Raw genomic sequence first — 25,459 nt, 5'->3', positions numbered from 1 at the left:
ATGAAAAAGTGTTCTCTTCTTCTGATAATACTGTTGACTGCTTGTAGTAACGAAACAAATGTTGACTTGCAGACTCGGGCACGAAAACTGGTTCAAGAAAATATTTTGATTGATGGTCACATTGATGTTCCTTATCGTTTATCTAAGGAAAATGTGGATGTTGGGTTATCGACTACAGGAGGCGATTTTGACTTTCCAAGAGCGAAAAGTGGAGGTTTAAATGCGCCCTTTATGTCGATTTATATCCCGGCAGAAAAAGAGAAAGATGGTAGCGCTAGAGCGTATGCGGATCAGTTAATAGATAATGTTGAAGAACTGGTGGGCAAACACTCTGATAAATTTGCTATTCCTATGTCCTTGAATCAATTGAATAGACAGGTAGCACAGGGCAAGCTCTCCTTCCCTCTAGGAATGGAAAATGGTGCTGCTATTGATGGTAGTATCGAAAACCTCCGGCATTTCTATAATCGAGGGGTGAGATATATCACTCTGACTCACTCAAAGAGTAATCATATCTCTGATTCTTCCTACGATAAAGAGCGCCCTTGGCAGGGGCTAAGTGATTTTGGTAAGCAATTAGTTCAGGAAATGAATGTACTGGGTGTCATGGTTGATGTATCTCATATTTCTGATCAAGCTTTCTGGCAGGTACTGGAGATTTCCCAAGTTCCTGTAATAGCTTCTCATTCATCAGCGAGGCACTTTACGCCTGATTTTGAGCGCAATATGAGTGATGAAATGATCAAGGCCCTCGCCAAAAAGGATGGCGTAATAATGATTAATTTTGGTTCAACGTTTATCAGCGCCAAGTCCAGAACATCTTATGCTGAAATTAATTCGGCGGTCGATAATTTTATAAAGGAGAGAAACTTAGTAAAAGAAAATACTGAGGTGAAAAAATATACAGAAAAATTACAAAAAGATAAATTCATTTACGCAGATCTAAATGATGTCCTTGATCACTTTGATCATATTCGAGATTTAGTAGGTGTTGATCACATAGGAATCGGTTCTGATTTTGACGGCGTTGGTGATAGTTTACCCGTCGGCTTGAAAGACGTATCTGAATATCCTAATTTGGTTCTTGGTCTGTTGAAACGTGGTTATAGCAATGACGATATTAGAAAGATTCTTGGGGGTAATTTATTACGTGTTTGGCAGAGGAATGAAGATTTTTCTGCCATGCAGAAGATTTGAGTGCCTGTTGAAGCCTCATTATTAAACTATGCTGTCACTAGTTTATTCTCTCAGATGTCATAGCGGATAGTAAATCTGTTGAAGAAAAAGGCCGACACCGTTAGTCGTTCTAAGAAATTCCGATTGGTAATTGGTTGGATCGGATTGTTGGTAGCTATGCCATTTTTCTTCTGGGCTTTGTTTGGCCTTTTGGGAATGGTTCCTTCAATACTTCAAGTTTTTGGAATAACAGGGATGCGAATACCTGCAAGCATTACAATAATCGGTTTGTTAATGGCGGCTGTTGGATTTTGGGATTATGACTAGCGTAAAGGGGAAATAAAGTGCTAAAAATGTCTGATCTTTTTATCATGTTGGCAGTTTTCATATCTTTTTTCCTGTCGGGGTTCTTATGGTTCAATGGATATAAAGAACAAGGAATTTTTACTGCCTTGTGGGTGCCGAGTATTTTAGGGTTTGGTATCTACTTTAAAGTGTCTGCACTACTAGCGCGCCGAGGCTAAATGTGTCTGATTCATTTATTTTAATAATTGGAATTGGCGTTTTTATTTGCCTGTTGATTGGTGTTACTTTAACTGTATATGAGTTTCATAAAGCGGGCTCAGAGTTGGTGAAAAAAAAGTCTAACGAGAATTAAGCTATAGAATTGTAAGAACTGAGTATTGTTGCGCTAGTTGATTGTTGAAAATAAAAAAGGGAAAGCTTCAAGCTTCCCCTTTTTTATTGGATCAGTGGTTACTTTTTATTTAAAAGGTGTAAGTCATCTTGCCGTAGATAAAGCGACCACGAGGATCGTGTTGAGATTCAACATAACCATACAGGTCAGTGTTTCCGTCGCCAATCGCAAATGGTGGTTCTTCATCGAATACATTGTCGGCACCCAAGCTCAGAATCATATTTTCAAAACCGGTAAAGCGTGCCTGTAGATTCATGGTCATAAATGAATCTACGGTGCGTGAGCTGTTGGTGTCATAGTCAAGGGTGCCATCGAAATCAATATCTGGCGTATCCTCAAACTCACCAATGTAACTCAGACCAGCACTGAGGCCGAAAGTATCAAAGGTCCAGTCAGCAGTAGCATTCCATCGATGCTGTGGATACTCGTATTCTCCAGCTAAATCCCTGGTGAGGAAGGCGCTGCCCTCAGAGTTCAGTTCTACTCTTTCAAACTCTGCCAAGTAGGAATAGTCCAGGCGAAGTCCTAAATCACCGCCTGCCAATTCGAGCCCACTATAAACTACGCTTAGATCTACGCCCGATACCTCTTGTTCGCCGATATTAGTGAAGCCGCTGCGAATAGATTGTAGAGCTCCCAAAGACTGACCGGCTACCGGTGTATCCCGACGGCAGATAGTGCTGCTTTGGTCATTACAGTACTTGTTGTAAAGGTAGCCAAAAGGTACTTCATCAATCTTTCCTTCTTGGGTGATATTCCAGTAATCCAGCGATAGCTGTAGGCCTTCGAGGGGCTGGAAAACACCACCGATATTGAAGGATTCTGATTCCTCAGCATCCAAGTCAGGATTTCCGGAGTAAATAATGGTGTAGTCGGTCTGATTGCAATATGTATCGTTAACCTCACATCCATAAGTGTCGATGAAGAATAGAGACTCTTGTGAATCTCCAAGACCAACCTGTGCCAGTGATGGAGCACGGAACCCGGTACCCCAGGACGCGCGAAGGGATAGCATATCGTTGGCTGTCCACAGGAGGTTGGCCATGGGATTGGTGGTGCTGCCGAAATCGCTATAGTCGTCGTAGCGGCCAGCCAGGCTCAACTCAAAATTGGCTGGCAGTGGAATGGCAAACTCAACATAGGCCGAGGTGATATCCCGGCTGGCTTTGGCGGAAACTGATTCTGTACCAAAGATCAGGCCACGCTGGAACTGGTCGTCGGGGATATCTGAGGCTTTTTCCTCACGGTACTCAAGGCCTGCTGCCATGGCGATAGTCCCGTTACTGGTATCAAACAAGTCGCCATTAATGGAGAGGTCGTAAGCGGTAAGATCAGACTTGCCCTGGCGAACCAAACTGGTGGTAATCGCATCAATCACTGAATCGGGGTTTTGGACCCCACCAAAGGGGTTGTAACGCCCGGCATTGATTTCCTGCTGGAGCAGGTCGGTGCGCACCCAGCCCTGGGAACGGTCCCCGGTTTGGGTCGATTCGCTGCGTGAACGCTGTACAGAGGCTTCCCAGTCCCATTCAGCAATACTACCGCGCAGGCCGAAAACACCGCGCAAGTTGTCTGTCTCGATATCCCATTGGCGCGCACCGGCATCCACGGTGCGATAGCGGAAGATGTCCACATCCTCACCGAAAGGATTGTTGGGGTGATCGGCAGGTACATAGAGGCCTGCATCACCATCCAAGGGCGTTGGGGCTCCTTGGGCTACAGAAGTATTGTGCTGAACAGCGATTTCGCTGAAGAATTCGATATTCTCATTGAGGTCTGTATGGCCCAGCATTAACAGGCCTGTTCGCTCGGCCTCCGGGGTAATTAAGGTCCAGGGGCCGTAGTCATATACACAAACCTCGCCGGTATCACGATCCTCCGGGCAATTGGGATCAGGCAGAATGGTCCCATTGCCCAGGGTAAAGCTGCCTGGGTAACCGCGGGAAGAGCGAAAATCCATACCGCCACGTCCAGACTGATTCGCTGTATCCAGGCCGCTGCGCTCTGTACTCGCCAGGCGGCTGTTTTTGTGGTGATCCAATATAACGGTGAAATTGGAGTTTTCCCCATTGATGCCCCAAACCGCGGAGAAAGACTGCTCGTCATATCCATCTGCACTGCCATAATCCATGGATACTTCAGTGCCTTCAAAGTCCTTGCGCAGTACCAGGTTGACCACACCGGCTACCGCATCAGAGCCGTAAATAGCCGAGGCGCCATCCTTCAAGACTTCCACACGCTCAACCGCAGCCAGGGGAATACTGTTGATATCCACGAAGTTAGTGGTAATGCTTTCGGCGAAAGCGCTGATAGCGACTCGCCTGCCGTTGACCAGTACCAGGGTGGCGTCGGCGCCCATACCGCGCAAACTAACTGCCGCTGCGCCATTGGCGGTAGAGTCCTGGTTGTTGCCGCGGGTGGAAAAGGTGCCGTTACCAGCTGCGGGGTTTTTCTCAAACAGCTGCTGCAGGTTGGTGTAACCAGACCTCTCGATGCTTTCGCGATCCATTACCTGGACCGGAGTGGCATTTTCAAATTCTGAATTGCGACTGATACGGGAGCCAACAACAGTGACTTCCTCTATAGCACCTTCCTCTGCAGCAAGGAGGGTTTGCGGGGTTGTTGTTGCGGCCGCAGCCAAGATGGCGCTGGCCAATACGTTGCGACGGAGAGTGAATTTTTCCATGTTTTTGCTCAACCTTTTTATTGTCATAGTCCGTGACTGGCCCAAAGTGGCTGGTCGTCGGGCAACACTAGCAATGGCGATAAATTGAAACAATTGGCTGGAGGCGGGGCTCAGGCTTATTGGGGAAATAGGTGATATGAGTCACCTTAAATAGATCATATGTGCGCCAAAATACGACAAGTGGCACTTATCGATTGATTTATACAGTGAATATTATTTTGGCGTTACTTGCTTCTGGATAGGCGTATCTGGCAGACGAGAAAAAATATTGCAGCAGCCAGGACGATAGAGGGGCCGGCGGGCGTATTCCACAAAATTGAAGCCATCAGGCCAAGTATGACGGCAAGGCAGCCGATCAGAGAGGCTAGCAGTGCCATCTGTTCCGGTGTATGGGAAAGTTTTCTGGCGGCTGCTGCGGGAATAATCAGTAATGCAGTGATTAGCAAAACACCGACTACTTTCATGGCAATAGCGATCAGTAGTGCCAGCATCAGCATCAGAGTCATGCGTACCCTTTCCACCGGTACGCCTTCGACGGAAGCCAGCTCTTCGTGCAGGGTAAAAGCCAGAAGTTTTTCCCACAGGAAGTAGAGCAGAGTCAGAATTCCCACCACCGTGATGCACATAAGTAGCAGGTCCTGACCGCCGACAGCGAGAAGGTCGCCAAGTAAAAGGGAGAGTAAGTCCACTTTTATTTTGAACAGGCTTACTGTCACTATGCCAAGGGCCAGCATCGAATGGGATAGAATGCCGAGCAGGGTATCCACTGCCAATTTCTGTCTGCGCTGTAGATACATCAACAATATTGCCAATAGACAGCAAGTGGCGCCTACAGCCAGCGTCGGCATGATATGCAGGATAAAGCCTAGAGTGACGCCGAGTAGAGCGGAGTGAGCCAGAGTGTCACCAAAGTAGGCCATGCGTCGCCATACGGCGAAGCACCCCAGGGGGCCACTTACTACAGCGACTAGCAGGCCGGCACCGAGGGCGAACCAAAGAAATTGACTGTGCAGTAATTCGCCGAATTCCACCACTTATTTTTGCTCTCTTTTTTTGCCGCTGGAGGCTGTATCGGAGTGGTCGTGGGTGCAGTCCCCTACAATCGCTATATCACCGCCTAATTTGTGCTGGTGGTTATGTTGATGGGTGTAGGGAGCCACCTTGTCACCAAAGAGTTCCAGGTATGCGGGATCCCGGCTCACCTGCTCCGGATGACCATGGCAGCAGATATGCTGGTTTAGGCAGAGCACTCTGTCTGTAGCGGCCATTACCAGATGCAGGTCATGTGAAACCAGTAGTACCCCGCAACCGAGCTCGTCGCGGAGAGTGGCGATCAGCTGATACAGCTCGCTCTGTCCACTCACGTCTACTCCCTGAGTGGGCTCATCCAACACCAGTAATTGCGGTTTGCGGGATGCGGCGCGGGCGAGGAGGACTCTCTGCATCTCGCCGCCGGAAAGGTTGGCCAGGTTGGCTTTGAGTAATAGCCCCGCTCCCACTCTATCCAGTGCCTCTTGCGCCTGAAGAGGGGTCATACTGGCTTGGCCCAGCAGCAAAAAGCGCTCGACGGACATTGGCATGGAGCTGTCGATATGCAACCGCTGGGGCATATAGCCAATGCGCAGCCCCTTTTTGCGCCAGATGTTGCCACTGGTTGGCTTAGTAAGGCCAAGTAGTAACCGCAATAATGTGGTCTTGCCGGCACCGTTCGGGCCGATCAGGGTGACAATTTCCCCCTGATCTAGCTCCAGGGAAACGCCCCTAAGCAACTGCCGGCCGGCAAGTTGTAAAGCTATGCTGTCGGCGGTAATTAGTGGCGCTGAAGAGCTCAGGTTGTTATCTCCGGAGTTGGCGGGGAAAACCATATTATGTTTGTAGGCCCTTGGATGCTTGGTTGCCAGATGCACCGAAGGGTAATCGGGCTGGCGGCTTAAGGCCGCTTGTGATTATATCGCAGTTTTGTGTCGTTAAATGTCTCCCATGTCTCTCTCTGTACGTACTTTGTTTTCTTCTGCGCTGATTGTGCTGATTTTATGCCTATTCGCTTGTGGTAAACCTCAACCTGTCGATAGGACGGAGCTGGTTGTGAGTGTGCGTCCTTTGGCATTGATTGCTCGCGAAATCGCTGGTGAGGAGACACCGGTGCGGATACTGATTCAGGGGAGTGATCCACATCATTACGCCCCTAGTGTGTCTGAGCGCGCCCTTCTGGAGCGCTCGCTACTCCTGGTATGGTTGGGGCCGCAGATGGAAGCTGTTCTCGCGAAGCAGGCGACCTTCTTGCCTGAACAAAGGCAGTTGCAACTGCTTGGCGCGGCCGACTATGAGTTCCAGGGTGCGAGTGCCACTGACCCACATGTCTGGCTGCGCCCACGTAATGCGGCGATTGCTGCGGCCCAGATAGCAGAGCGCCTGGCCGAGCTGCAGCCTCAGCGGGCCGAGATCTACCGGGCGCGGGCGCGGGATTTTTCCAAGTCTATGGCCAGCCTGCAAAAGGTGTTAGATCGGGCACTGTGGGGTTACCGCGATGTGCCGGTAGTGGTGACCCACGATGCCTATGGGCATTTCTTCGGCTCTGCCGGGGTACAAACCCATGCCCTCAGTGATAGCAGTGGCGTCAGTCACGGTGTTCGGGCAATGCTTGATCTATCCGCGGTAGAGAAGGGCTGCCTATTTGGCGGGATACCGGAGAATGATCGCGACAGACAGTTGGCCCTGCATTTGGGGCTGGAGTATGCGGCTCTGGATCCTCTAGGGGAGAAATTAGCCGCCGGCGCCAGCTATCAAGACCTGATCGAGTCCCTGTTAATTCAGGCTCGTGCTTGTCTAAGCCAGATTCCTGATAATACAACCAAGCTGGGCGAAGTACCGGGTTGATGTTCAGGAGGCTTGTGGAGTTTGGAGAAGGTGCCCGGCAATAATCTTGCCGGGCATGAAAGAGGTCGGTGGTGGTTAACCAGCATTGGTGGTATCACTTTTCAATTGCTGTAATTTCTCGGCGCGCACCGCTTCGCGTTCAGCTTGCTCGCGCAGTTTTTCCAGTTGGCGCATCTGGCGTTTTAGTAAGGCTTTTTCTTGTTCCCTTGTAGCCTGCTCCAGCATCAACTCGTGCCCCTGCGTGTGTGGAAATGCCGCTGTGGCAGAATTTGCCTTTTGGGTCTTCTCCGTTTCACAGGCTGAAACCGCACCAGCCGGTGTGGCCAGAGAGTGGGCGGCAAGTATAAGAGCGGCGTACATCACTCCTCTCATAGTTAGAATCCTTCCTTTAAACATCTGATGGGTATCGTTTTCCGGAAAACAAAAGGTCCCGCGCCGCCTGCAGGCAGCCAGTTGCCAGAAGTTCCCGGGGAGATAGCGAATGGTTAAGTCGCTACCCGCAAGACTAGTAGAGACTGGAAATATGGTGAGGTTGCTGCGCCGATAGTTATCGACCTTACGTCGAGGCGAGTTGGCTTTGATGCAATGTGGGGTACAGAGGCGGCAATTGCCTGTGAAGGATCTCGATAGGCGGAAAAACTATGTGAAGGGCGTTATCCTATCAGCCTGCCATTCGCGCCAAGCGCCCTAATAAGCAAGCAAGATTCCCATAATTTATGAGTAAACAAGATACCCACGCCGCCCCTCTGATCCTGGTGGATGGCTCGTCCTACCTTTACCGCGCTTTTCATGCCCTGCCGCCACTGGCTACCACCCAGGGTAAACCCACCGGGGCAGTGCGTGGTGTGATCAGCATGCTGCGCCGCCATTTGAAGGAGCATCCGGATAGCCCTGTAGTGGTGGTATTTGATGCCAAGGGCAAGACTTTTCGCGATGAGATGTTTGCTGAGTACAAGTCCCATCGCCCGCCTATGCCCGACGATCTGCGTGAGCAGATTCAGCCGATCCACGACATCATCGACGCCATGGGACTGCCGCGCCTGGTAGTTGATGGTGTTGAGGCGGATGACGTAATCGGTACCCTGGCTTTGGAAGCCCAGCGCAAAGGTCAGGAAGTCATTATCTCCACCGGTGATAAAGATATGGCGCAACTCGTGCGCCCCGGCGTCACCCTGGTCAATACCATGTCCAACACTGAAATGGATAGTGATGGTGTTGTAAAAAAATTTGGGGTTGGGCCTGAGCTGATTATCGACTTCCTCGCCCTGATGGGAGATAAGTCCGACAACATACCCGGTGTTCCCGGAGTAGGTGAGAAAACTGCACTGGCATTGTTACAGAATCTAGGCGGAATCAAGGATATTTACGCCAATCTGGATGCTATTGCGCCTCTAGGTTTTCGCGGTGCCAAGACCCTCGGCAGGAAAATGGCCGAGCATCGCGAGGCGGCAGAGCTTTCCTACAAGCTTGCGACCATCAAAACCGATGTAGAAATGCCTTACCATCCACAGGACCTGCACAATGCTGAGCCTAATACAGAGGCATTGATAGAACTGTTTACACAAAATGAATTTCGCGGCTGGTTGGAGGAGCTGACCAGTGAGGAAGCCGATGAAGCTATGGCTGAGGCTGTTGAGCGGGATTACGTTACAGTGACGGATATGGCGGAATTTGATGCTTGGCTGCAGCAGCTAAAAGACTCAGATATGTTCGCCTTTGATACCGAAACCACGAGCCTTAACTATATGCAGGCAAAATTGGTGGGGGTGTCTTTTGCCGTTCAACCACACCGCGCCGCGTACGTTCCCCTGGCCCATGACTATATGGGGGCACCTGAGCAGTTACCCTTTGAAGAGGTTTTGCAAAAACTAAAGCCCCTGCTGGAGGATGCCAGGCAGAAAAAAGTGGGTCAGAATCTCAAGTACGATAGTCATATTCTGGCCAATTACGGCATAGAGCTCAGCGGCATCACACGGGATACCATGTTGGAATCCTATGTGCTTGATAGTACCGGCAGTCGCCATGATATGGACAGCTTGGCGCTCAAGTACCTTGGTGAGCATACGGTGCACTTTGAGGATATTGCAGGAAAAGGTGTAAAGCAGCTCACTTTCAACCAGATTGAGCTGGATAAGGCTGGCCCCTATGCGGCTGAAGACGCGGATATCACCCTACGGTTACACAATGAGTTGGATTCACGGTTGAGGCGGGAGCCAACTCTAATAAAGGTGCTCGATGAGATCGAGATGCCACTGTTGCCGGTACTCGCGCGTATGGAACGTAGTGGTGCCTATATTGATGCGAAGATGCTCGCGGAGCAGAGCGCGGAGCTTGAGCAGAAAATGCGAGAGCTGGAGCAACAGGCCTACGATGTAGCAGGTGAGGAATTTAACCTGGGCTCCACCAAGCAGCTTGGCGCCATCTTATTTGAGAAACTTCAGATTCCGGTAATTAAAAAGACCCCTAAAGGAGCACCTTCCACGGCAGAGGCGGTGCTGCAGGAGCTGGCTCATAACCATGAGCTGCCGGCCCTGATCATGCAGTACCGAGGTTTGGCAAAGTTGAAAAATACCTATACCGATAAACTGCCAAAAATGATCGACCCCAGCAGCGGGCGCGTGCATACCTCTTATCACCAGGCGGTGGCGGCCACAGGTCGCCTGTCTTCCAGTGATCCCAATTTGCAGAATATTCCTATTCGCACTGAGGAAGGACGTCGAATTCGTCGAGCTTTTACTGCCGACCCCCGAATTAATGGTGGCAGCGAAATTATCGCGGCGGATTATTCACAGATTGAGCTTCGTATCATGGCGCATTTGTCTGGCGACAGGGGGCTTCTGGATGCCTTTGCCCAGGGAGCGGATATCCACCGCGCCACCGCAGCCGAGGTCTTTGAAGTGGCTTTGGGCGAGGTGAGCGACGAACAGCGCCGCCGCGCCAAAGCGATCAACTTTGGTTTGATCTATGGCATGTCCGCTTTTGGCCTGGCAAAGCAATTGGATATTCCGCGCGGCGATGCACAGACTTATATCGATCGTTATTTCGAACGCTACCCGGGTGTGTTGCGCTATATGGAGGAAACACGTGCCCAGGCTGCAGAAAAAGGCTATGTCGAGACGCTGTTTGGTCGCCGGCTGTATCTTCCGGAAATTAATTCGCGCAATGGTATGCAGCGCCAAGCCGCTGAGCGTACAGCGATCAATGCGCCCATGCAGGGCACCGCCGCTGACATTATCAAGCGCGCTATGATCGCCGTTGATGCCTGGCTCACTGAAGAAAAGCTGTCTAGTAAGCTGATTATGCAGGTGCACGATGAACTAGTGCTTGAGGTACCCAAAGGGGAGATAGAGACAGTGGCCAATGGTTTAGTGGAACTGATGCAGGGTGCCGCCCAATTGCATGTGCCGTTAATTGTCGATGTCGGCCGTGGCAAAAGCTGGGATGAGGCCCACTGATTTTGCCTTAAAAGCACTTTGGCGCCACAAGATGGATATACCATCGTGACTTTTGTCACCTTGGCGGTTACACAGGTGCTTGTTTGAAGAAAATAGCGCCAATCTTCGTGTTTTGATCGGCGTTTTTACTTTCTTTGCATAAATTCGTGGAACTGTTCCGGCGACAGACTTTCTAAAAAGGCAAGATTGTTGGAATGCGTCATCATCCCCCAAGGAAGTCAGATGTTTGCCCCGGAACTCCCCCAAGTCCGGGGCATTTTTTTTGCCCTAAGACTTCTAACTCCCACAACCTAAACTGTTAATGGTTTAAGCCATTTGGCTCCAATTGGCAGAGCTTCTGGCGTTCTGCTGGTCTAGTCTGAGCACAACAGAGAATTTATTCATTCTGGTTTTTCTTCAGGCTTCTTTATCCCAGGGACACTATCGTGCCTGGCCAATTGTCTGTTGGAGGCAGTGGATGCAGAGCCAAGCCATAGCGCTGGCGACAGAAGACATAACTTTGAACGCCTCGCTCACGCTGCCACAGGGGGCGCGGGCACTGATAGTGTTTGCTCACGGCAGCGGCAGCAACAGGGCCAGTCCGCGCAATCTGACTGTTGCCAGTAGACTGAATGATGCTGGTTTTGCCACATTGTTGTTTGACTTATTGAGTGTCGAAGAGAGTCGCGCCGATGCTTCTACTTGCGAGTACCGCTTTGATATCGACCTGAGCGCAAGGCGCCTTGTGGAAGTTCTGGACTGGTCGGCCCATGAGGAGAGCACTGAGCACCTGAGAGTTGGTTTGTTCGGTGCCAGTACAGGTGCCGCCGTAGCCCTGGTGGCTGCCGCTGAGCGGCCGTCCCTGGTAGGCGCAGTGGTCTCGCGCGGTGGTCGGCCGGATCTTGCTGGCTCTGATCTGCCGCTGGTGAAAGCGCCGACGCTGTTGCTGGTCGGAGGGGATGACAAGCAGGTATTGGAGGTGAACAAAGAGGCCCTGACGCATATGGTAAATGGTCCTCGGTTACAGATTATTCCCCATGCGGGTCACCTGTTTGAGGAGCCCGGCGCCATGGATGAGGTAGTGCATCTTACTAGCCGCTGGTTTCGCACGAACCTGTTATGAGCCGTTTGAAACTTTTCAGTCTGGATGCCGGTGCCGATTTTGGCGGGCGAGTGGCGGCAGCCCTTGGAGAGCCACTGGCTCGACATGAAGAGCGCTATTTTGCTGATGGAGAGCACAAAGTGCGCCCCCTTGATGATGTGGAGGGGGCAGACGTATTCCTGGTGCAATCCTTATATGTCGACCCTCATAGCAGTGTGGATGAAAAATTGTTGCGCAGCTTGTTTTTCATTGGAGCTTTGCGGGATGCCGGTGCAATGCGGATAACCGCGGTGATGCCTTACCTGTGTTATGGACGCAAAGATCGGCGCACCAACCTGCGCGACCCACTGCCTACCCGCTATCTCGCCAGCTTATTGGAGGCGGTGGGTGCGCACACAGTAGTGACATTGGATGCCCATAATCTTTCCTCCTTTGAAAATGCTTTCCGCTGTCGCACAGTACATTTATTGGCCGAATCTCCACTGTTGGATTTCGTCGTACCGCGCCTGGCGAATGAAACGCGGCCATTGGTTGTGCTGTCTCCGGATGAGGGTGGCATAAAGCGGGCGGAAAAATTGCGCAAGGCACTGGGTGAGCGATTACAGCGTCCGATTGGTAGGGTGTTTGTCGAGAAGTACCGGCGTGGAGAGCAGCTGACTGGTGGCACATTGGTCGGTAAAGTTGCCGGGGCTGCGGTCGTTATCGTAGATGACTTGATTGCCAGTGGCGCTACGCTCTGCTGTGCCGCAGGTGCTGCGCAGAGAGCAGGAGCGGAACGGTTATTGGCGCTGGCCAGTCACGGCCAATTTAGTGGTGATGCTCGAAATGAATTGGCGCGCCTCCCCTTGGAGTGTCTGGCTGTCACTAATTCTTTGCCTCAGGTGAACTTGCCCAAGAATTGTGAATTGGTGGATTGTGCCCCCCTGGTGGCCGAAGCAATCCGCCGCCTGCATACCGCCGGCCCGGTGAGTGAGCTAACTATTTGAGGGCGCGTGGGAGTTGAGAATAACGCCACAATTGTTACTGGCGCCTGCTTCGTTGATCTGGTTGCGTTGGTTTCAACGGATAGCTGGCAGTTTACATTTATTTACGCAAGCCCTGGGAACAAATGGGGGTGGTGATGTATCAGAAAGTACAGATCATTGTTGCTCCCTAACCCCAAAGCGTTCAGCTTTTTAACCCCGGACTTCCCCAACTCCGGGGTTTTTTTTTGTCCCAGAAGATTTTTTCTTACGAGAGTTACCCTCCGTAAGTCTCCTTTTCATTGCGTGAATGGAATCTATTTCCTGAATTTATTTCTCTGTGAGCATAGTATTTACAGTTCTTCGATGATACCGGTTGGTGGCTGGGAATGTTTCTGGCACCAGCCTAGCCTTCAAGTAGGTTAAGGATGTGTTATCAAGGAACCCTCAGGCGTATCCGTCCCCCTGGATACGTCTGGAAGTGCCCCACCCCAAGGGCACTGACCCCTAGCCGGCAGCCCCCATCTGCCGGCTTTTTTTATTCGGTGTAGCCCCCTCGCAGATTTGCAGAAAAACCTTCCTGACTTACTTGCAAATGATAATGGTTCGCATTAATGTTAATTGAGTTCTAACAGGGGGGTTACCGTGAATTTACGTTACCTATGTGCAAATCACCGTCAATGGTTGTTCGATAACAGGGATCGTGCAGAAAAGGCGTGGTTAGACTGGATGGAGCGCGGCAGGCTCCTTATAGAAGATGGACATCACTCGGAGGCTATTCCTTATCTGGGGTGTGCTTTTGATGTTGCCGGTATGTTGCTGGCACGCCAGTGGCCCAGCTATGCCGTTTCTGCGCAGCGCTTTAGCGAGAGCGCGGCCAGCCTGATGGAAGCTTACCGGGAGCAGGGCGATGAAAAATTACACCACTACATCCTCGCGGGAGCCAGTTCAGTACTCGCCCGCCAGCTGGGAGAGCGCGATAAAAATAAGGTTGCCGCTGAATGCATTAGTGCCCTCTACCCAGATGGCTCAGGAGAATTCATGTCAGCAGTCCCCAGAGGCAAAGCCGCAACTGGAGCCGAAACGAGTTGGCGCCTGCACTGAGGAACAGTCTCCCGCTGGGGAGCCTTCGGATTTGCTCACAGTTGCTATTCGCGAGGAGACTCTTGTTGAGTTATTGGCACAGCGATACCTCTCTGCTGAAGAGCTATTCTGTCCAACGCCCAGGGCGCATCAACGGTTGCGCAAGGTCTTATTACGTGCCCTGATGCCAGTTGCGAAGCGCGGTTAGGCCCAGTGGGGTTAAATAGATCTGGCGGCCTTTGAGTCCCCGACCTCTCTGGTCGCCACCTTATTGATATCTACTGTACAGGTCTTGAGCGGTGGGAAAGGTATTGGTGGCAGTTTGGAGCCTGATCTGGGATTCGTCCCCCCGGTTGAGGCTCCTTCGGCAAGTGATACATTAGCCCCCTGCTGTATTTCCCTCTACTGGTGGGGCAAGCCATGCGTTTAATTTACGCTCCAGTTTGTCCAATCCAGCTTTCTTGGTGGAGGAAAAAGTCTGCACCGTTACACCACGGTCGAGGCCCTGCTGTTTGATGGCCTTTTCTACAGCAAAGCGGGCATTGTTAGCGGGGCCATTTTTTAGTTTGTCTGCCTTGGTGAGTAGGATATGCACAGGCAGACCGGCTTCAACGGCCCATGTGAGCATATGTATATCGAACTCTTTGAGAGGTTGGCGAATATCCATCAATAGCACCAGGCCTTTCAGGCAGGTGCGCTGCTCCAGGTATTCGGCCAGATGGCGTTGCCATTCGTCCTTCATGGCGCGGGCTACTTTGGCGTAGCCGTATCCCGGCAGGTCCACCAGGCGCTGTTGCTCAGAAAGGCTGAAGAAGTTGATCAGCTGGGTGCGACCAGGGGTTTTAGAGGTGCGTGCTAATTTGTTATTGCCGGTAAGGGCGTTTATGGCGCTGGATTTGCCCGCATTGGAGCGGCCGGCGAACGCTACCTCCGCACCTGAGTCCTCTGGACACTCAGTCAGGGTGGGGGCACTGGTAAGAAATCGTATAGTACGATAGTTCAGTTTTTGCGGTTGGGCTTCAAATTCGGTAATTGACATCGTTTAAGTCTGCTGATTCGGTACACTCGCTTGGCGCGCAAGTATATAATGCCGCGGTTTTCGCGTCGCAGGACTATTGGGGGCGACACGAAACGCCATATCTCAGCGCGCAACGGGACGACGTATGAACAGCATTATCAAGAACACTGCTCTGGCACTCGGTTTGGTTATCGGCCTGGGGGCCGTACCCTTTGCAATGGCCTCGGGCGATGCTGCTGCGGGCAAGGCGAAAGCCGCCCAGTGCGCCGCTTGTCACGGTACTGATGGCAACAGCCTGGCCCCGGCCTTCCCAAAAATTGCCGGCCTCGGCGAAAAATATCTCTATAAGCAGCTCAAGGACATCCAGGACAAAACCCGCGATGTGCCGCAGATGATTGGCCAGCTGGATAACTTCAATGACCAGGATCTGCAGGATATTGCCGCTTACTTCGCTTCCCAGCCCATGCAACTCTCCGGTTCCGAGGCGATCGCCATTAAATTAAACAGTGGAGACAGTGTTGACGGCCTGGCGTTCGGGCGCAAGCTGTACCGAGCCGGCAATATGGAGACCGGGGTGCCCGCATGTATGGGGTGTCACTCTCCCACTGGATTGGGCAATGCGCCCGCTGGTTATCCGCGTCTGTCCGGTCAGTATCCCGAGTACATTGAGGCTCAACTTAAAGCTTTCCGCGCTGGTACCCGCGATAATGATGGCGATACCCGCACCATGCGTACCGTAGCCAAGCAGCTCTCTGATGCAGAGATTAAGGCTGTGGCCAACTACATTGCTGGTCTGACAGAGTAAATCACCCAGTCACAGTAACGAGAGGCCGGTCACACACCGGCCTTTTTTGTACCCGAAGCTCGCTTAAAGGCCGGGGAATTGGGTAAAGTATTGCAGCTTTTACGGCGTTTCCTTGCGAGTGGCAACGGGAACTTAAATAATCTGCGTTGTCTATTGTGTCCTCAGTGGTCCGCCAGCCAGTCGCAAGCCGGTATTCGAATCACGAATGTACAAGTTGGAGAAGACTTATTATGAGAGCAGTTCTCGCCCCAATAACGATGGTAGTGGCTGTATTGTTCAGTCTGGTGGCCTGCGCCCAGGAAAGCGGCGAGTTTAAGGCTGGCCAGCACTATCAGGTACTACCACAGGCGGTTGCGCAAAAGAGCAATAACAAAATCGAAGTTACTGAAATGTTCTGGTACGGCTGTGCTCACTGCTACCATTTCGAACCTACTCTGGATCGCTGGAAAAAGAATATGCCCAGTGATGTTGCTCTGCTTAAGTTGCCCGCCATTTGGCAGCCTGTGATGGATGTGCACGCGCGCCTGTTCTACGTGGCTGATGCTATGGGTGTTCTGGAGAAAATGCATACTCCGCTGTTCAATACTATCTACAACCAGCGCCAGATGCTGGCTACCCGCGAGGGACGTAATTGGAAGCCGGACCTGCAGGCAATTGAAGCCTTGTTTAACAAGCACGGTGCTGACGGTGCCAAGGCTGCCAAGCTGATGAACTCCTTCGCCATCAACAGCAAGGTTAAGCAAGGTATGGCCAATCAGCGTGCCTACAAAATGACAGGTACTCCAGAAGTGGTTGTAGCCGGAAAGTATCGTATCAGTTCCTCATTGCCAGGCTATAAGGGCAAGAGCAACTCCCAGGAAGTGATGCTGCAGGTGGCGGATTACCTAATCGCTAAGGAACGCGCAGATCGCGGTTGACATTCCTGTTGAGACAAACCCCGCCTTGAGCGGGGTTTTTTATATCCGGCGTTCCTGTAGGACCAATCTTTAGACCAAACTTGTGCCTATGCGGCGCCCTTTGGCTGCAATGCCCACCGGGAAGTACCCATGAGATACAAATGGATCTGGCTCTGCCTTTGCTTCCTGGCCCTGTCCCCTGAAATTCTGTTGGCACAGCTTGCCCCAGAGAACGACAGGCTGGCTGCGCGAGCCAGCAACCTCCTCTCCTATATCGCAGTGGACTACGGCGACGCTGTGGATGGTGGCAAGTTGCTCGACTCCGGGCTCTACCAATTGCAGCAACAACATGCCATTCAGGCTCTGCAGTTGGTGCTGCAGCTACCAGATCGGCCTGGCCGTAACTCTCTAGAAAAGGGAATCACCGAATTAGGTAAGGCTATAGAGCGCAGGGAGAGTGGGAAAACGGTGAGGCGGCGCGCCAATGAACTGGCCGACCGATTGGCGGCTCTTTACCAAATGCAAAGGTCACCGGCCCACACACTGCCGGCAGCGAGCCTTGCTATGCCTCTCTATCAAGAGCGTTGTGCCAGCTGTCACGGTGGCCAGGGTGAGGGTGGAGTGAGCGGGCCGGGTTTTCTCGAAGCATCCCGAATAGGCAATTTCAGTCTCTATGACCTCTATAACACTTTGGACCCCACGGTTGATGAGATTCATGGACTTGATATTGATGGCAGTCTGACTGTCTGGCAGCGTTGGGCACTGGCAGTGACCGTGGCTGCTTTTTCAGTTCAAGGTCAGTTGCCTCCGGCTGCAGATATCGCTGAGCGTTACCCAGCCCTGGTGGGCTTGCCCGGTCTGGCGGTCACACGTCCGGTAGAATTGCCAGCTGATGCACAGAAGGCTTTGATGTGGTGGCGTGCCCACCCTCACTTAGTGCGCGCGCTGGAGCCCCCATTGGCCAGGGCTGATGGCCTGCTGCAACTGGCGCTCACGGATTATCGCAGTGGAGATAAAGCCGGTGCCTACCACAAGCTGATGCTCGCCTATCGCGAAGGTTATCTCCCATTGCGGTCACAAATTGAAGTTCGGGACCAAGTACTAATGAGCCAACTACAGTCGCGATGGCAGCTGCTTCGCAGTCAAGTATTAACAGGTGCGCCGAATACTAAGGTAATTGCCTCCTTCCAAGACCTGCGAGCCATGCTGGCTTCGGCACAGACCCGAATCGAACCAGCAGTGGACAGAGGCTATAAATTCTTTGGAGCTTTGCTGCTCTTTATCGTGGCCCTGGTGTTGGGATTAACTCTGTGGTGGGGGCTGCGGCGGAAAAAGCTGTCTAAACTTTAAGGAGGTTTGTGCGCCAGAACAGAGGTCGTTAGCTGAGGAAGTCCCAATGGCAAGATCCTTCGTTGCATCACTGGTTCTTTTTAGTAGTCTAACGGCCCAGGCCGCGGAGCCACTGGACGCCTTCCCGGTGGAAGTGGAGGGAAAGCAGCGCCATGTTATTCAGCTGCCAAAAGTAGTGGATGAAAGCCGTTTTATGGTGGAACTGGTGCCAGGAAAGAGTGAAGTCGCAGATTGTAACCTGCAAAGCTTCTCGGCACCGCTGGAGCGCCAGTTATTACCGGGCTGGGGCTATCCCTACTATGTTTTGTCTGAACTGAAGGCAACACCTGATACACAAAAGGTATGTGCGCCGGGGTCTGAGTCGAGGCGCTTTATTCGCGTGCGGGCTGAAGGCCTTATACTGCCTTACAGAAGTAACCTGCCGCTGGTGGTGTACATGCCACAAGGTGTACAGCTCAAGTATCGCGTGTGGCGGGCGGATAAAAATATGTCTGATGCGCGCACCCGGTAAAGACCGCTCTCCTTCTCTTGATCAAACCTATTTATTCCATACGCCTTTCTGGCGTCTCATTTAATATTTTTAATGCTTCTAATGCCACTGTGGGATTTTGCGTCTAGCCTTACTAAGCAAAGGATGTGAAAAGGAGCGCCTAAGCAACTTTTCACGCCGGTCGCCAAGGCTGTAACCGGACAGGAAAATTGGTGGCAACCTGGCCGCCGTTCGCAGAAACTCCACCTCGCGGTAGCTTCCGCGGGCTGACACAGTAGAGTAGCGCATGAAGTATTTGCGTCTTTCCCTATCGAATCGTGTCCTAGTTTCCCTCTTTCAGACTTATGCCGTCGTCTTGGTGCTTTTTCTGCTGTTGCCACTAGCAGCTGCAGCGGAGTCAGCGCAACAGAAATGGGCTGGCAACTGGCTGGTGGTTAGCGAGGGTGATGACCAATTGGTTTGGCAGCTGAACGCCGATGGTTCTGGCTATGCCTATGGCTTTAACTCTGGCGGACGCCTGACCCATGGATTCGCAATCAACTGGCAGCTCGATGGTGATCGAGTGCGGGTTCGCACCGGCGCTTCGGTTCACTGTAAGGGCGGTGTGGTGTCAGTGGCATTTCGGGGTTGGAGTAAATCCACGCTGCTATTCGCAGTGATTGATGGTCGACACTGGCTGCAGGCGGGAGGTGGCTTACTGAGCTTCCAGCGTCGACTCAGCAGCTGGCGTACACCGAAAGCGGGTAGCAATTGTCCGGATATTGCCAGCTGAGCGCTTTTCAATGTCATTTCAGGCTCGAAATGTCAAAGCCAGGAGTAATCCACTCAGGGAAGAATTTGCCAACCTCCGGAGAAGCTTCGTGATTCAGAGGTGCCTGACTGTCGCTCTGATATTTATGCTCACCTGTACCTCGGTATTTGCGAAAGAGGAAATTAATAAGAAAGAAAAAGAGAAAACGCGAGTCGATGGTTGGCATGCACAGTCTCGCCTTAATGCCAGTCAGTGGGTTGGCGCCTGGTTAATCTCCAGAGATGGTGAAGCCCGCCATGTCTGGAGTTTAAAACCAGATGGTACTGGTCGCTCTTACGCATTTCTACCGAATAAGAAAGGGAAAATGAAGTTTGCTTTTGGGTACGATATACATTGGTACTTTGACCCATTCACACAGATGGCAAATATCAAAACCGGCCGCAGGATTATTTGTCGTCGTGGAAAAATATATCCGTATTTCCTGACACTGAAATCTTATGAAAGTGACTATGCAGTGCGGGGAAAGTTTGCTTGGCAGACTACCTGGACGGAAGTGAGTATCGGCCGCAATAGGCTGCATAAATCTCTGGTGGTTTTTGTTGCCCCCCTCTCTGCTTGGCACGACCCGGAACGGGATGCGCCTTGCCCGGAATTTCCTAGCCTGGATCTTGAGAAAGATATCGATTCAGCCTTGAAAAGCTGGGAGAGAGAGGAGTCCCCGGATTTAGAAGTGGATACTACTCCGGCTCAAGGTGAACCGGAATTTTAGGGGGAGGAATTAAAAGAAACTGCAAAAAAAGGCGTGAAGAAGCGCAAGCGAAATTAGAATAAAAATCTCCAAGCCTAAGGGGTGCTCCTAAACAGAACATGTTCAGAGCATCTGGTCATTTTTCCAAGAATTCATAGCTGGTGGCTTGTGGATACAAGGTAGCTATTGGTTATCAATCGCTGAAGGTCTTCAAAAAAATGGCATTAGGATATGAGTGCTGAAGTCTCCCTCGCCAAGATCTTGCGAAATATGTATCCAAAACTGCAGGAAGAAACTTTCGTTTTTTGTCAGGTGTCTGATACTCGTCTCGAGGAAATACTGGCGGAAAGCCTGTGTATCTTCCGCGAAGGGGAGGGCATGAGTGCAATAATGCCGTTACACCTGGCCCAACAATATGGCATCGCCTCTAGCGCACCATTTCGACAGATTACTTTACAGGTATTTTCTGGACTCAGTGCGGTGGGGTTGACTGCAACTATCGCTGGGGAGTTGGCAGAAGCCGGTATCGTTGCCAATGTGGTGACTGCTTTGCGTCACGACCATATCTTTGTTCCGGAAGACAGCGCCGAACGCGCCCTGCAGCTATTGCGGGGTATAAGCAATCGGGTGCAGTACACCTGAGCGAAAGCCAGTGCGAATCAACTATCCACAGGCCCAACCCCACGGAGAGATTCGCCAGCTCTTGCCAGATCTGTTCTGCGTTCCGGGCACCGTAAAACTGGCTCCCGGTGTGACTATTAATCGTAATATGGCCATAGTGCGTTGGAGAGAAGATCTAACTTTGATAAACCCCGTACGTCTGCGTCCTCAACAGGAGGAAAAGTTGCGCGATCTCGGTAGCGTCCGCCATGCAGTCCGTCTCGGTTACCATCATGGCCAAGATGACCTCTATTACCGAGATCATTTCGACCTTACCTTTTGGCGGCAGGTTGGCTCTGATTTTTATCCCCCTGGTGCTGACCGGGTGATCAGGGAGAATGGAGAGTGCCCTATACCTGATGGACGTTTCCTGGAATTTTGCCACAGCCGTTTTCCAGAGGCAGTGCTTTGGTTGCCGTTTAATGGTGGTTTGCTGCTGAGCTGTGATGCCTTGCAGTATTGGGGTAGTTGGGGTGGTTGTAACTGGTTTGGCCGCAATCTCTTGCGCTTGTCCGGTTTGCGTTGTGGAATGCAGATTCCACCTGCATGGCGCACGCGTATGACCCCGGATGGAGGTGACCCCAGTTATCATTTACAGGTCGACTTTCGGCGTTTGCTAGGCCTAAGTTTCCTACATCTATTGGCTGCCCACGGTGAATTTTGTCCTGATTGCGCCTATGAAAAGGTAGTTACCGCCGTGGAGCGGGCTTTCCCGGGGATTGATAAGGCAGCCTGAAAGTTATTCCGATACCAATTTTGGGTAAATAATCGCTAACGGTATTCTGCACGCAGTTACTGTCTATCGTGATAAGCTTGCGCCCCTTTTACTGGCGGCATCAACCCGTCGCGATGGCTTATTGAGAAGTAGAGCTCCCATGAGAAGCAAGATCCTGTTCAGTGCCCTTTTGGTGGCCCTGTTGGTGGCCTGCACCACTGTCCCCACGACTTCCGCTCCCAGTGCCAATACCGACCATATCCGCCGGGATGTGGATTACTTGGCATCGGCTGAACTGGAAGGTCGCGATACCGGCAGTGAGGGTTATCGCAAGGCTGCACAGTATGTTGCGGAACAGTTCGAACGTATGGGGCTGGTCCCCGCCGGTGATGAGGGTTACTTCCAGGACGTGCCTTTCCGCAGTGCAAGCTGGAATGGTGCAGAGCCTAGCTTTGTCCTGAAAGGGAAGAGTGGGCATGTTACTTTCTGTTTTGGCGAGGACTTTATCGCAGGTCCATCGGCGGTCAGTGAGCGCAGTAGCCTGGAAGCAGATTTGGTGTTTGTTGGTTACGGAATCGAGGCCCCTGAGTACAACCTGAATGATTATGCTGGCTTAAATGTTCAGGGCAAGGTGGCGGTGATCCTGAGTGGACGTCCCGAGAGCCTACCCAGTGAAGTTGGAGCCCACTACGCTTCAAGCCGTAATAAGCGTGAAACTGCCGCCCGCCACGGGGCCGTCGGCTACATCACCGTATATACCCCGGAAAGGGAAAAGCGTCGCCCCTTTGCCCGCTATGCCGAGCATCGTCACGATGACACCTTTGATTGGGTTAATAGGGAAGGCAACCCGGGCAGTGCAACTCCCGGGTTGCACCCAGGCGTTATGCTCAGCAGCGAAGCAGCGGCCAAGCTATTTGTCGGTGCGCAAAGCAGCCTGGAAAGCATCTTCAGCGATATTGAAAAAGGTCAGAATCCGAAGGGATTTCCACTGCCTTACAGTGCAGCACTAGGTACTAGTTCCAAACATAAGGAAATTACCAGTCCCAATGTGGTGGCAGTATTACCTGGCAGTGATCCCCTTTTAAAAAATGAATATGTAGTCTTCTCGGCCCACCTTGATCATATTGGTAAAAAAGAGGATGGCCAAATTTACTATGGTGCCCAGGACAATGCAGCAGGCATAGCAGTAATGCTGGAAACTGCGCGTCTGTTCGTGGAATCCGGTCATGCACCACGGCGCTCACTATTATTTGTGGCTGTGACCGGAGAAGAGAAAGGGCTGTTAGGATCAGATTACTTTGCTGAATATCCTACCGTTCCTTTGCAGTCTATAGTAGCCAATATCAATCTTGATATGCCTATGCTGCTGTACCCGTTTCGCGACATTATCGCCTTCGGTGCCGAGCACTCGTCCTTGGGGCAGATTGCCGAGCGTGCCGCAGTGCGCAGTGGCTTAAAACTGAGCCCAGATCCCATGCCGGAAGAAGTGATCTTTGTTCGCAGTGATCACTACAATTTTGTGCGCCGAGGTATTCCCTCAATTTACCTGATTACTGGACGAGAGGCTCAGGATCCAAATATTGATGGTACCGCTATGCAAGTGGCCTTCCTGAAAGAGAGCTATCACAAGCCCGGGGATGCTCCCGATGCAGGGGTGAATTATATAGCTGCCAAGCAGTTTACCGAGGTAAATTACCTAATTGCCAGGGAAGTGGCAGATGCTGAGGGCAAGCCATTCTGGTATGAGGGGGATTTCTTTGGGGAGTTGTTTGGAAGGTAGCCCGTAAAAACTTCTTATTAAATCTATAAAAAATTTGTGAATGGATTCTTTTCTTCTGCAAGCTATACGATTGAATGCCATATGGCTGGTTACAAAGAGCAGAGCTTTCAAATTCAACCTGGTCTGAATGGTTGGAACATAGGTAATATTCTAATTGGCGGCCTTATTGGTATGCTGATAGTGGATCCTGCTACTGGTGCAATGTGAAAATTACCTGAATCGGCAAATATAACTTTACAGTCAAATACTGCATCTATTCCTAAGGGCGGACTGACAATAGCTTCTATTGATGAAGTTCCAGATGAAGCAAAATCACAGTTGGTACAAGTGAAGTAACTTAGGTAGTTTTGCTGGAAAAACCACCCAAAGGGTGGTTTTTTATTCTGATGATTCCTGTTTACATAACTCCAGCCATCGTTCAATTCCCGCACTTCTATATTTTTGTGTGTGCAAAGCGAAATAAAACTCTCTGTGAAAATCCCGTTGTGGTACAGGCAGCGCAATTAAAGAGCCTCGTTTTAATGCGTCAGCCAGTGAAACTTTAGATAGACAGCTAATTCCAAGACCGGCTTCCACGGCCCGTTTGATAGCCTCTGTGTGCTGTAGCTCTAAAAGAATGTGCAGACTGGGAAGTAAGCCAGCCATAGCCCGGTCAAAAGTCTGGCGTGTACCGGAACCGGGTTCCCGGGTAATCCAGATGGCTTTGAGCAGATCTCTGTCTGTTAGGCGCTTGCGTTTGGCCAGGGGATGAGAGGGGGCGCAAAAGACGACCAATTCATCACTGCGCCAGGGAATCATTTCCAGATCCGGGTGATTAAATTCACCCTCGATAAGCCCAAGGTCCAGCTCAAAGTTAAGCACCCGCTCTGTGATTACTGATGTATTAGCGACCTCCAGCTCCACTCGTGTGCCGGGCTGCTCTTCCATGTATCGCGCCATTACGTTTGCTGCCAGGTAATTGCCGATGGTTAGTGTTGCTCCTATTTTTAGGCGCCCGAGATCACGATGACTGGCCAGGCTCTGTTCCAGTTCCTGTGCCCTTTCCAGCAGCTCCTCCGCCTTGGGCCATAGTTGCCTGCCCAGCTCATTCAAGCGCAGGCGCTTGCCGGTGCGCTCAAACAGGCGCAGCTCAAACTGCTGTTCGAACTCCTTAAGGGCGGTGGAGGCGGCGGACTGGGACATGCTCAGGCTCTCTGCTGCGCGGCTCACATTCTCGTGATGAGCACAGGCAAGGAACACCTCCAGTTGGCGCAAGGTATAGCGCAAAGGGAAATCTCCACTTGATCGTTAAAATAGATAAGGAATATCGAAATATCCCACTTTGCCAATAGATCTTCCAGGGCTAAAATTCAACTATCAAGAGACTCGTGGAATAACCGGTTTTAAGTTTATGTCCAAATTGAATATAGAGAAGGTGTTGGAAGTCCGTCATTGGAACGACACGCTGTTTAGCTTCAAGACCACCCGGGATTCGGGTTTTCGCTTTGAGAACGGACATTTCACGATGATCGGCTTACAGCAGGACAATGGTCGTCCACTACTGCGCGCCTATTCCATTGCCAGTGCCAACTACGAAGATGAGTTGGAATTCTTCAGTATCAAGGTTCCCGATGGCCCCCTGACTTCCCGCTTGCAGAAGATTGTGCCGGGCGACGAGATCTACGTGAGCCAAAAACCCACCGGTACCCTGGTGGCCGATCACCTGCTGCCGGGCAAGCGCCTGTGGTTGCTGTCTACGGGCACCGGCTTGGCACCTTTCATGAGCATTATCAAAGACCCCACTGTCTATGAGCGTTTTGACCAGGTAATCCTTACCCACGGGGTGCGCTATGTCTCTGAGCTGGCCTATCAGGAGCAGATCGAGAATGAGCTACCTGAGCATGAGTATTTTGGTGAGATGGTACGCGAGCAACTGCTCTACTACCCGACTGTGACCCGTGAGCCCTACCGCAATACCGGTCGCCTGACCGACTTAATGTTGTCCGGAAAACTTTTTACAGATCTGGATGTGCCCAAGCCGAATGTTGAAGAGGATCGCTTTATGCTGTGCGGTAGCCCGGCAATGCTGAAGGATCTCACCAATATCCTAGATGACTGGGGATTCAAGGAGACACGCGCAGGGGTACCGCACGAGTATGTGATTGAGCGCGCTTTCGTCGAAAAATAAGTTGGCCAGTCCAGCGATAAAAAACCACCCTTGCGGTGGTTTTTTTATGGGTGAAATACAAA

The 25,459-nt window shown here is 51.4% G+C and carries 24 protein-coding genes; 18 read left to right on the top strand and 6 right to left on the bottom strand.

Annotated features, from left to right (window positions below; genetic code table 11):
* Both ACJJIP_RS20445 and ACJJIP_RS20440 read left to right on the top strand, forming a co-directional pair.
* A complete protein-coding gene (locus ACJJIP_RS20445; protein WP_444945891.1) occupies positions 1–1,197 on the top strand; it encodes a dipeptidase in 1,197 nt (398 codons plus the stop codon).
* 78 nt (positions 1,198–1,275) lie between these two features.
* Entirely contained in the window at positions 1,276–1,503 is a 228-nt protein-coding gene (locus ACJJIP_RS20440; RefSeq protein WP_282952004.1) for a hypothetical protein, read from the top strand.
* 440 nt (positions 1,504–1,943) lie between these two features.
* Here the strand turns inward: ACJJIP_RS20440 and ACJJIP_RS20435 are convergent, their stop codons facing one another.
* The 3 genes from ACJJIP_RS20435 to znuC form a co-directional block, all read right to left on the bottom strand.
* On the bottom strand, positions 1,944–4,559 hold the full coding sequence (locus ACJJIP_RS20435; protein WP_444945890.1) for a TonB-dependent receptor: 2,616 nt from the start codon (positions 4,557–4,559) through the stop codon (positions 1,944–1,946).
* Between the two features lie 224 nt (positions 4,560–4,783).
* The gene (locus ACJJIP_RS20430; protein ID WP_282952003.1) at positions 4,784–5,593 is read right to left on the bottom strand and encodes an iron chelate uptake ABC transporter family permease subunit; all 810 of its coding nucleotides are present in this window, start codon (positions 5,591–5,593) and stop codon (positions 4,784–4,786) included.
* A complete protein-coding gene (gene znuC / locus ACJJIP_RS20425) occupies positions 5,594–6,424 on the bottom strand; it encodes a zinc ABC transporter ATP-binding protein ZnuC (RefSeq protein WP_444945889.1) in 831 nt (276 codons plus the stop codon).
* Between the two features lie 106 nt (positions 6,425–6,530).
* On the opposite strand from znuC, the gene ACJJIP_RS20420 reads away from it, so the two are divergent.
* Positions 6,531–7,436: a metal ABC transporter substrate-binding protein gene (locus ACJJIP_RS20420; RefSeq protein ID WP_282952001.1), complete on the top strand. Its 906-nt coding sequence runs from the start codon at positions 6,531–6,533 to the stop codon at positions 7,434–7,436.
* 75 nt (positions 7,437–7,511) lie between these two features.
* Here ACJJIP_RS20420 and ACJJIP_RS20415 read toward each other — a convergent pair whose 3' ends face one another.
* Positions 7,512–7,808, bottom strand: a complete 297-nt coding sequence (locus ACJJIP_RS20415; protein WP_157533526.1) for a hypothetical protein — start codon at positions 7,806–7,808, stop codon at positions 7,512–7,514.
* 344 nt (positions 7,809–8,152) lie between these two features.
* On the opposite strand from ACJJIP_RS20415, the gene polA reads away from it, so the two are divergent.
* The 5 genes from polA (at position 8,153) to ACJJIP_RS20390 (ending at position 14,225) form a co-directional block, all read left to right on the top strand.
* Positions 8,153–10,891, top strand: a complete 2,739-nt coding sequence (polA, locus tag ACJJIP_RS20410) for a DNA polymerase I (protein WP_444945888.1) — start codon at positions 8,153–8,155, stop codon at positions 10,889–10,891.
* A 457-nt stretch (positions 10,892–11,348) separates the two neighbouring features.
* On the top strand, positions 11,349–11,993 hold the full coding sequence (locus ACJJIP_RS20405; RefSeq protein WP_020413817.1) for a dienelactone hydrolase family protein: 645 nt from the start codon (positions 11,349–11,351) through the stop codon (positions 11,991–11,993).
* The gene (locus ACJJIP_RS20400; protein WP_020413816.1) at positions 11,990–12,958 is read left to right on the top strand and encodes a ribose-phosphate diphosphokinase; all 969 of its coding nucleotides are present in this window, start codon (positions 11,990–11,992) and stop codon (positions 12,956–12,958) included. Before ACJJIP_RS20405 ends, ACJJIP_RS20400 begins: the two co-directional genes overlap by 4 nt.
* 621 nt (positions 12,959–13,579) lie before the next feature.
* Positions 13,580–14,038, top strand: coding sequence for a hypothetical protein (locus ACJJIP_RS20395; RefSeq protein WP_020413815.1), 459 nt, complete (start codon positions 13,580–13,582; stop codon positions 14,036–14,038).
* Between the two features lie 31 nt (positions 14,039–14,069).
* Entirely contained in the window at positions 14,070–14,225 is a 156-nt protein-coding gene (locus ACJJIP_RS20390; RefSeq protein ID WP_157533525.1) for a hypothetical protein, read from the top strand.
* Between the two features lie 171 nt (positions 14,226–14,396).
* On the opposite strand, the gene yihA is transcribed toward ACJJIP_RS20390, so the two are convergent.
* Positions 14,397–15,056, bottom strand: coding sequence for a ribosome biogenesis GTP-binding protein YihA/YsxC (gene yihA / locus ACJJIP_RS20385; RefSeq protein WP_020413814.1), 660 nt, complete (start codon positions 15,054–15,056; stop codon positions 14,397–14,399).
* A gap of 124 nt (positions 15,057–15,180) precedes the next feature.
* Between yihA and ACJJIP_RS20380 the strand changes: the two genes are divergently transcribed.
* The 9 genes from ACJJIP_RS20380 to ACJJIP_RS20340 all read left to right on the top strand — a co-directional run bounded on the left by ACJJIP_RS20380 (position 15,181) and on the right by ACJJIP_RS20340 (position 23,230).
* A complete protein-coding gene (locus tag ACJJIP_RS20380; RefSeq protein WP_020413813.1) occupies positions 15,181–15,840 on the top strand; it encodes a c-type cytochrome in 660 nt (219 codons plus the stop codon).
* Between the two features lie 230 nt (positions 15,841–16,070).
* A complete protein-coding gene (locus ACJJIP_RS20375) occupies positions 16,071–16,757 on the top strand; it encodes a thiol:disulfide interchange protein DsbA/DsbL (RefSeq protein WP_020413812.1) in 687 nt (228 codons plus the stop codon).
* Between the two features lie 129 nt (positions 16,758–16,886).
* Entirely contained in the window at positions 16,887–18,086 is a 1,200-nt protein-coding gene (locus ACJJIP_RS20370; RefSeq protein WP_282951996.1) for a hypothetical protein, read from the top strand.
* A gap of 46 nt (positions 18,087–18,132) precedes the next feature.
* Complete coding sequence (locus ACJJIP_RS20365; protein ID WP_020413810.1) at positions 18,133–18,597, top strand: ecotin family protein; 465 nt, start codon at positions 18,133–18,135, stop codon at positions 18,595–18,597.
* 265 nt (positions 18,598–18,862) lie between these two features.
* Positions 18,863–19,348 (top strand): hypothetical protein, encoded by a 486-nt coding sequence (locus ACJJIP_RS20360; protein WP_020413808.1) that lies wholly within the window; start codon positions 18,863–18,865, stop codon positions 19,346–19,348.
* 88 nt (positions 19,349–19,436) lie between these two features.
* Positions 19,437–20,096, top strand: coding sequence for a hypothetical protein (locus ACJJIP_RS20355; protein WP_444945887.1), 660 nt, complete (start codon positions 19,437–19,439; stop codon positions 20,094–20,096).
* A 210-nt stretch (positions 20,097–20,306) separates the two neighbouring features.
* Positions 20,307–20,717 carry an ACT domain-containing protein gene (locus ACJJIP_RS20350; RefSeq protein WP_020413806.1) on the top strand — a complete coding sequence of 137 codons (411 nt, stop codon included), beginning with the start codon at positions 20,307–20,309 and terminating at the stop codon, positions 20,715–20,717.
* Positions 20,718–20,727: 10 nt separating this feature from the next.
* Entirely contained in the window at positions 20,728–21,471 is a 744-nt protein-coding gene (locus tag ACJJIP_RS20345; RefSeq protein WP_020413805.1) for a hypothetical protein, read from the top strand.
* A 139-nt stretch (positions 21,472–21,610) separates the two neighbouring features.
* Positions 21,611–23,230, top strand: coding sequence for a M28 family metallopeptidase (locus ACJJIP_RS20340; protein ID WP_444945886.1), 1,620 nt, complete (start codon positions 21,611–21,613; stop codon positions 23,228–23,230).
* Between the two features lie 378 nt (positions 23,231–23,608).
* Here the strand turns inward: ACJJIP_RS20340 and ACJJIP_RS20335 are convergent, their stop codons facing one another.
* Entirely contained in the window at positions 23,609–24,496 is an 888-nt protein-coding gene (locus tag ACJJIP_RS20335) for a LysR family transcriptional regulator (protein WP_020413802.1), read from the bottom strand.
* 124 nt (positions 24,497–24,620) lie between these two features.
* On the opposite strand from ACJJIP_RS20335, the gene ACJJIP_RS20330 reads away from it, so the two are divergent.
* Positions 24,621–25,397, top strand: coding sequence for a ferredoxin--NADP reductase (locus ACJJIP_RS20330; RefSeq protein ID WP_020413801.1), 777 nt, complete (start codon positions 24,621–24,623; stop codon positions 25,395–25,397).
* Positions 25,398–25,459 lie beyond the last annotated feature (62 nt).

The sequence above is a fragment of the Microbulbifer variabilis genome (genome assembly GCF_052467165.1).
Note: the sequence above shows the minus strand (reverse complement) of the source record. Positions and strands in the feature narration are given on the sequence as shown.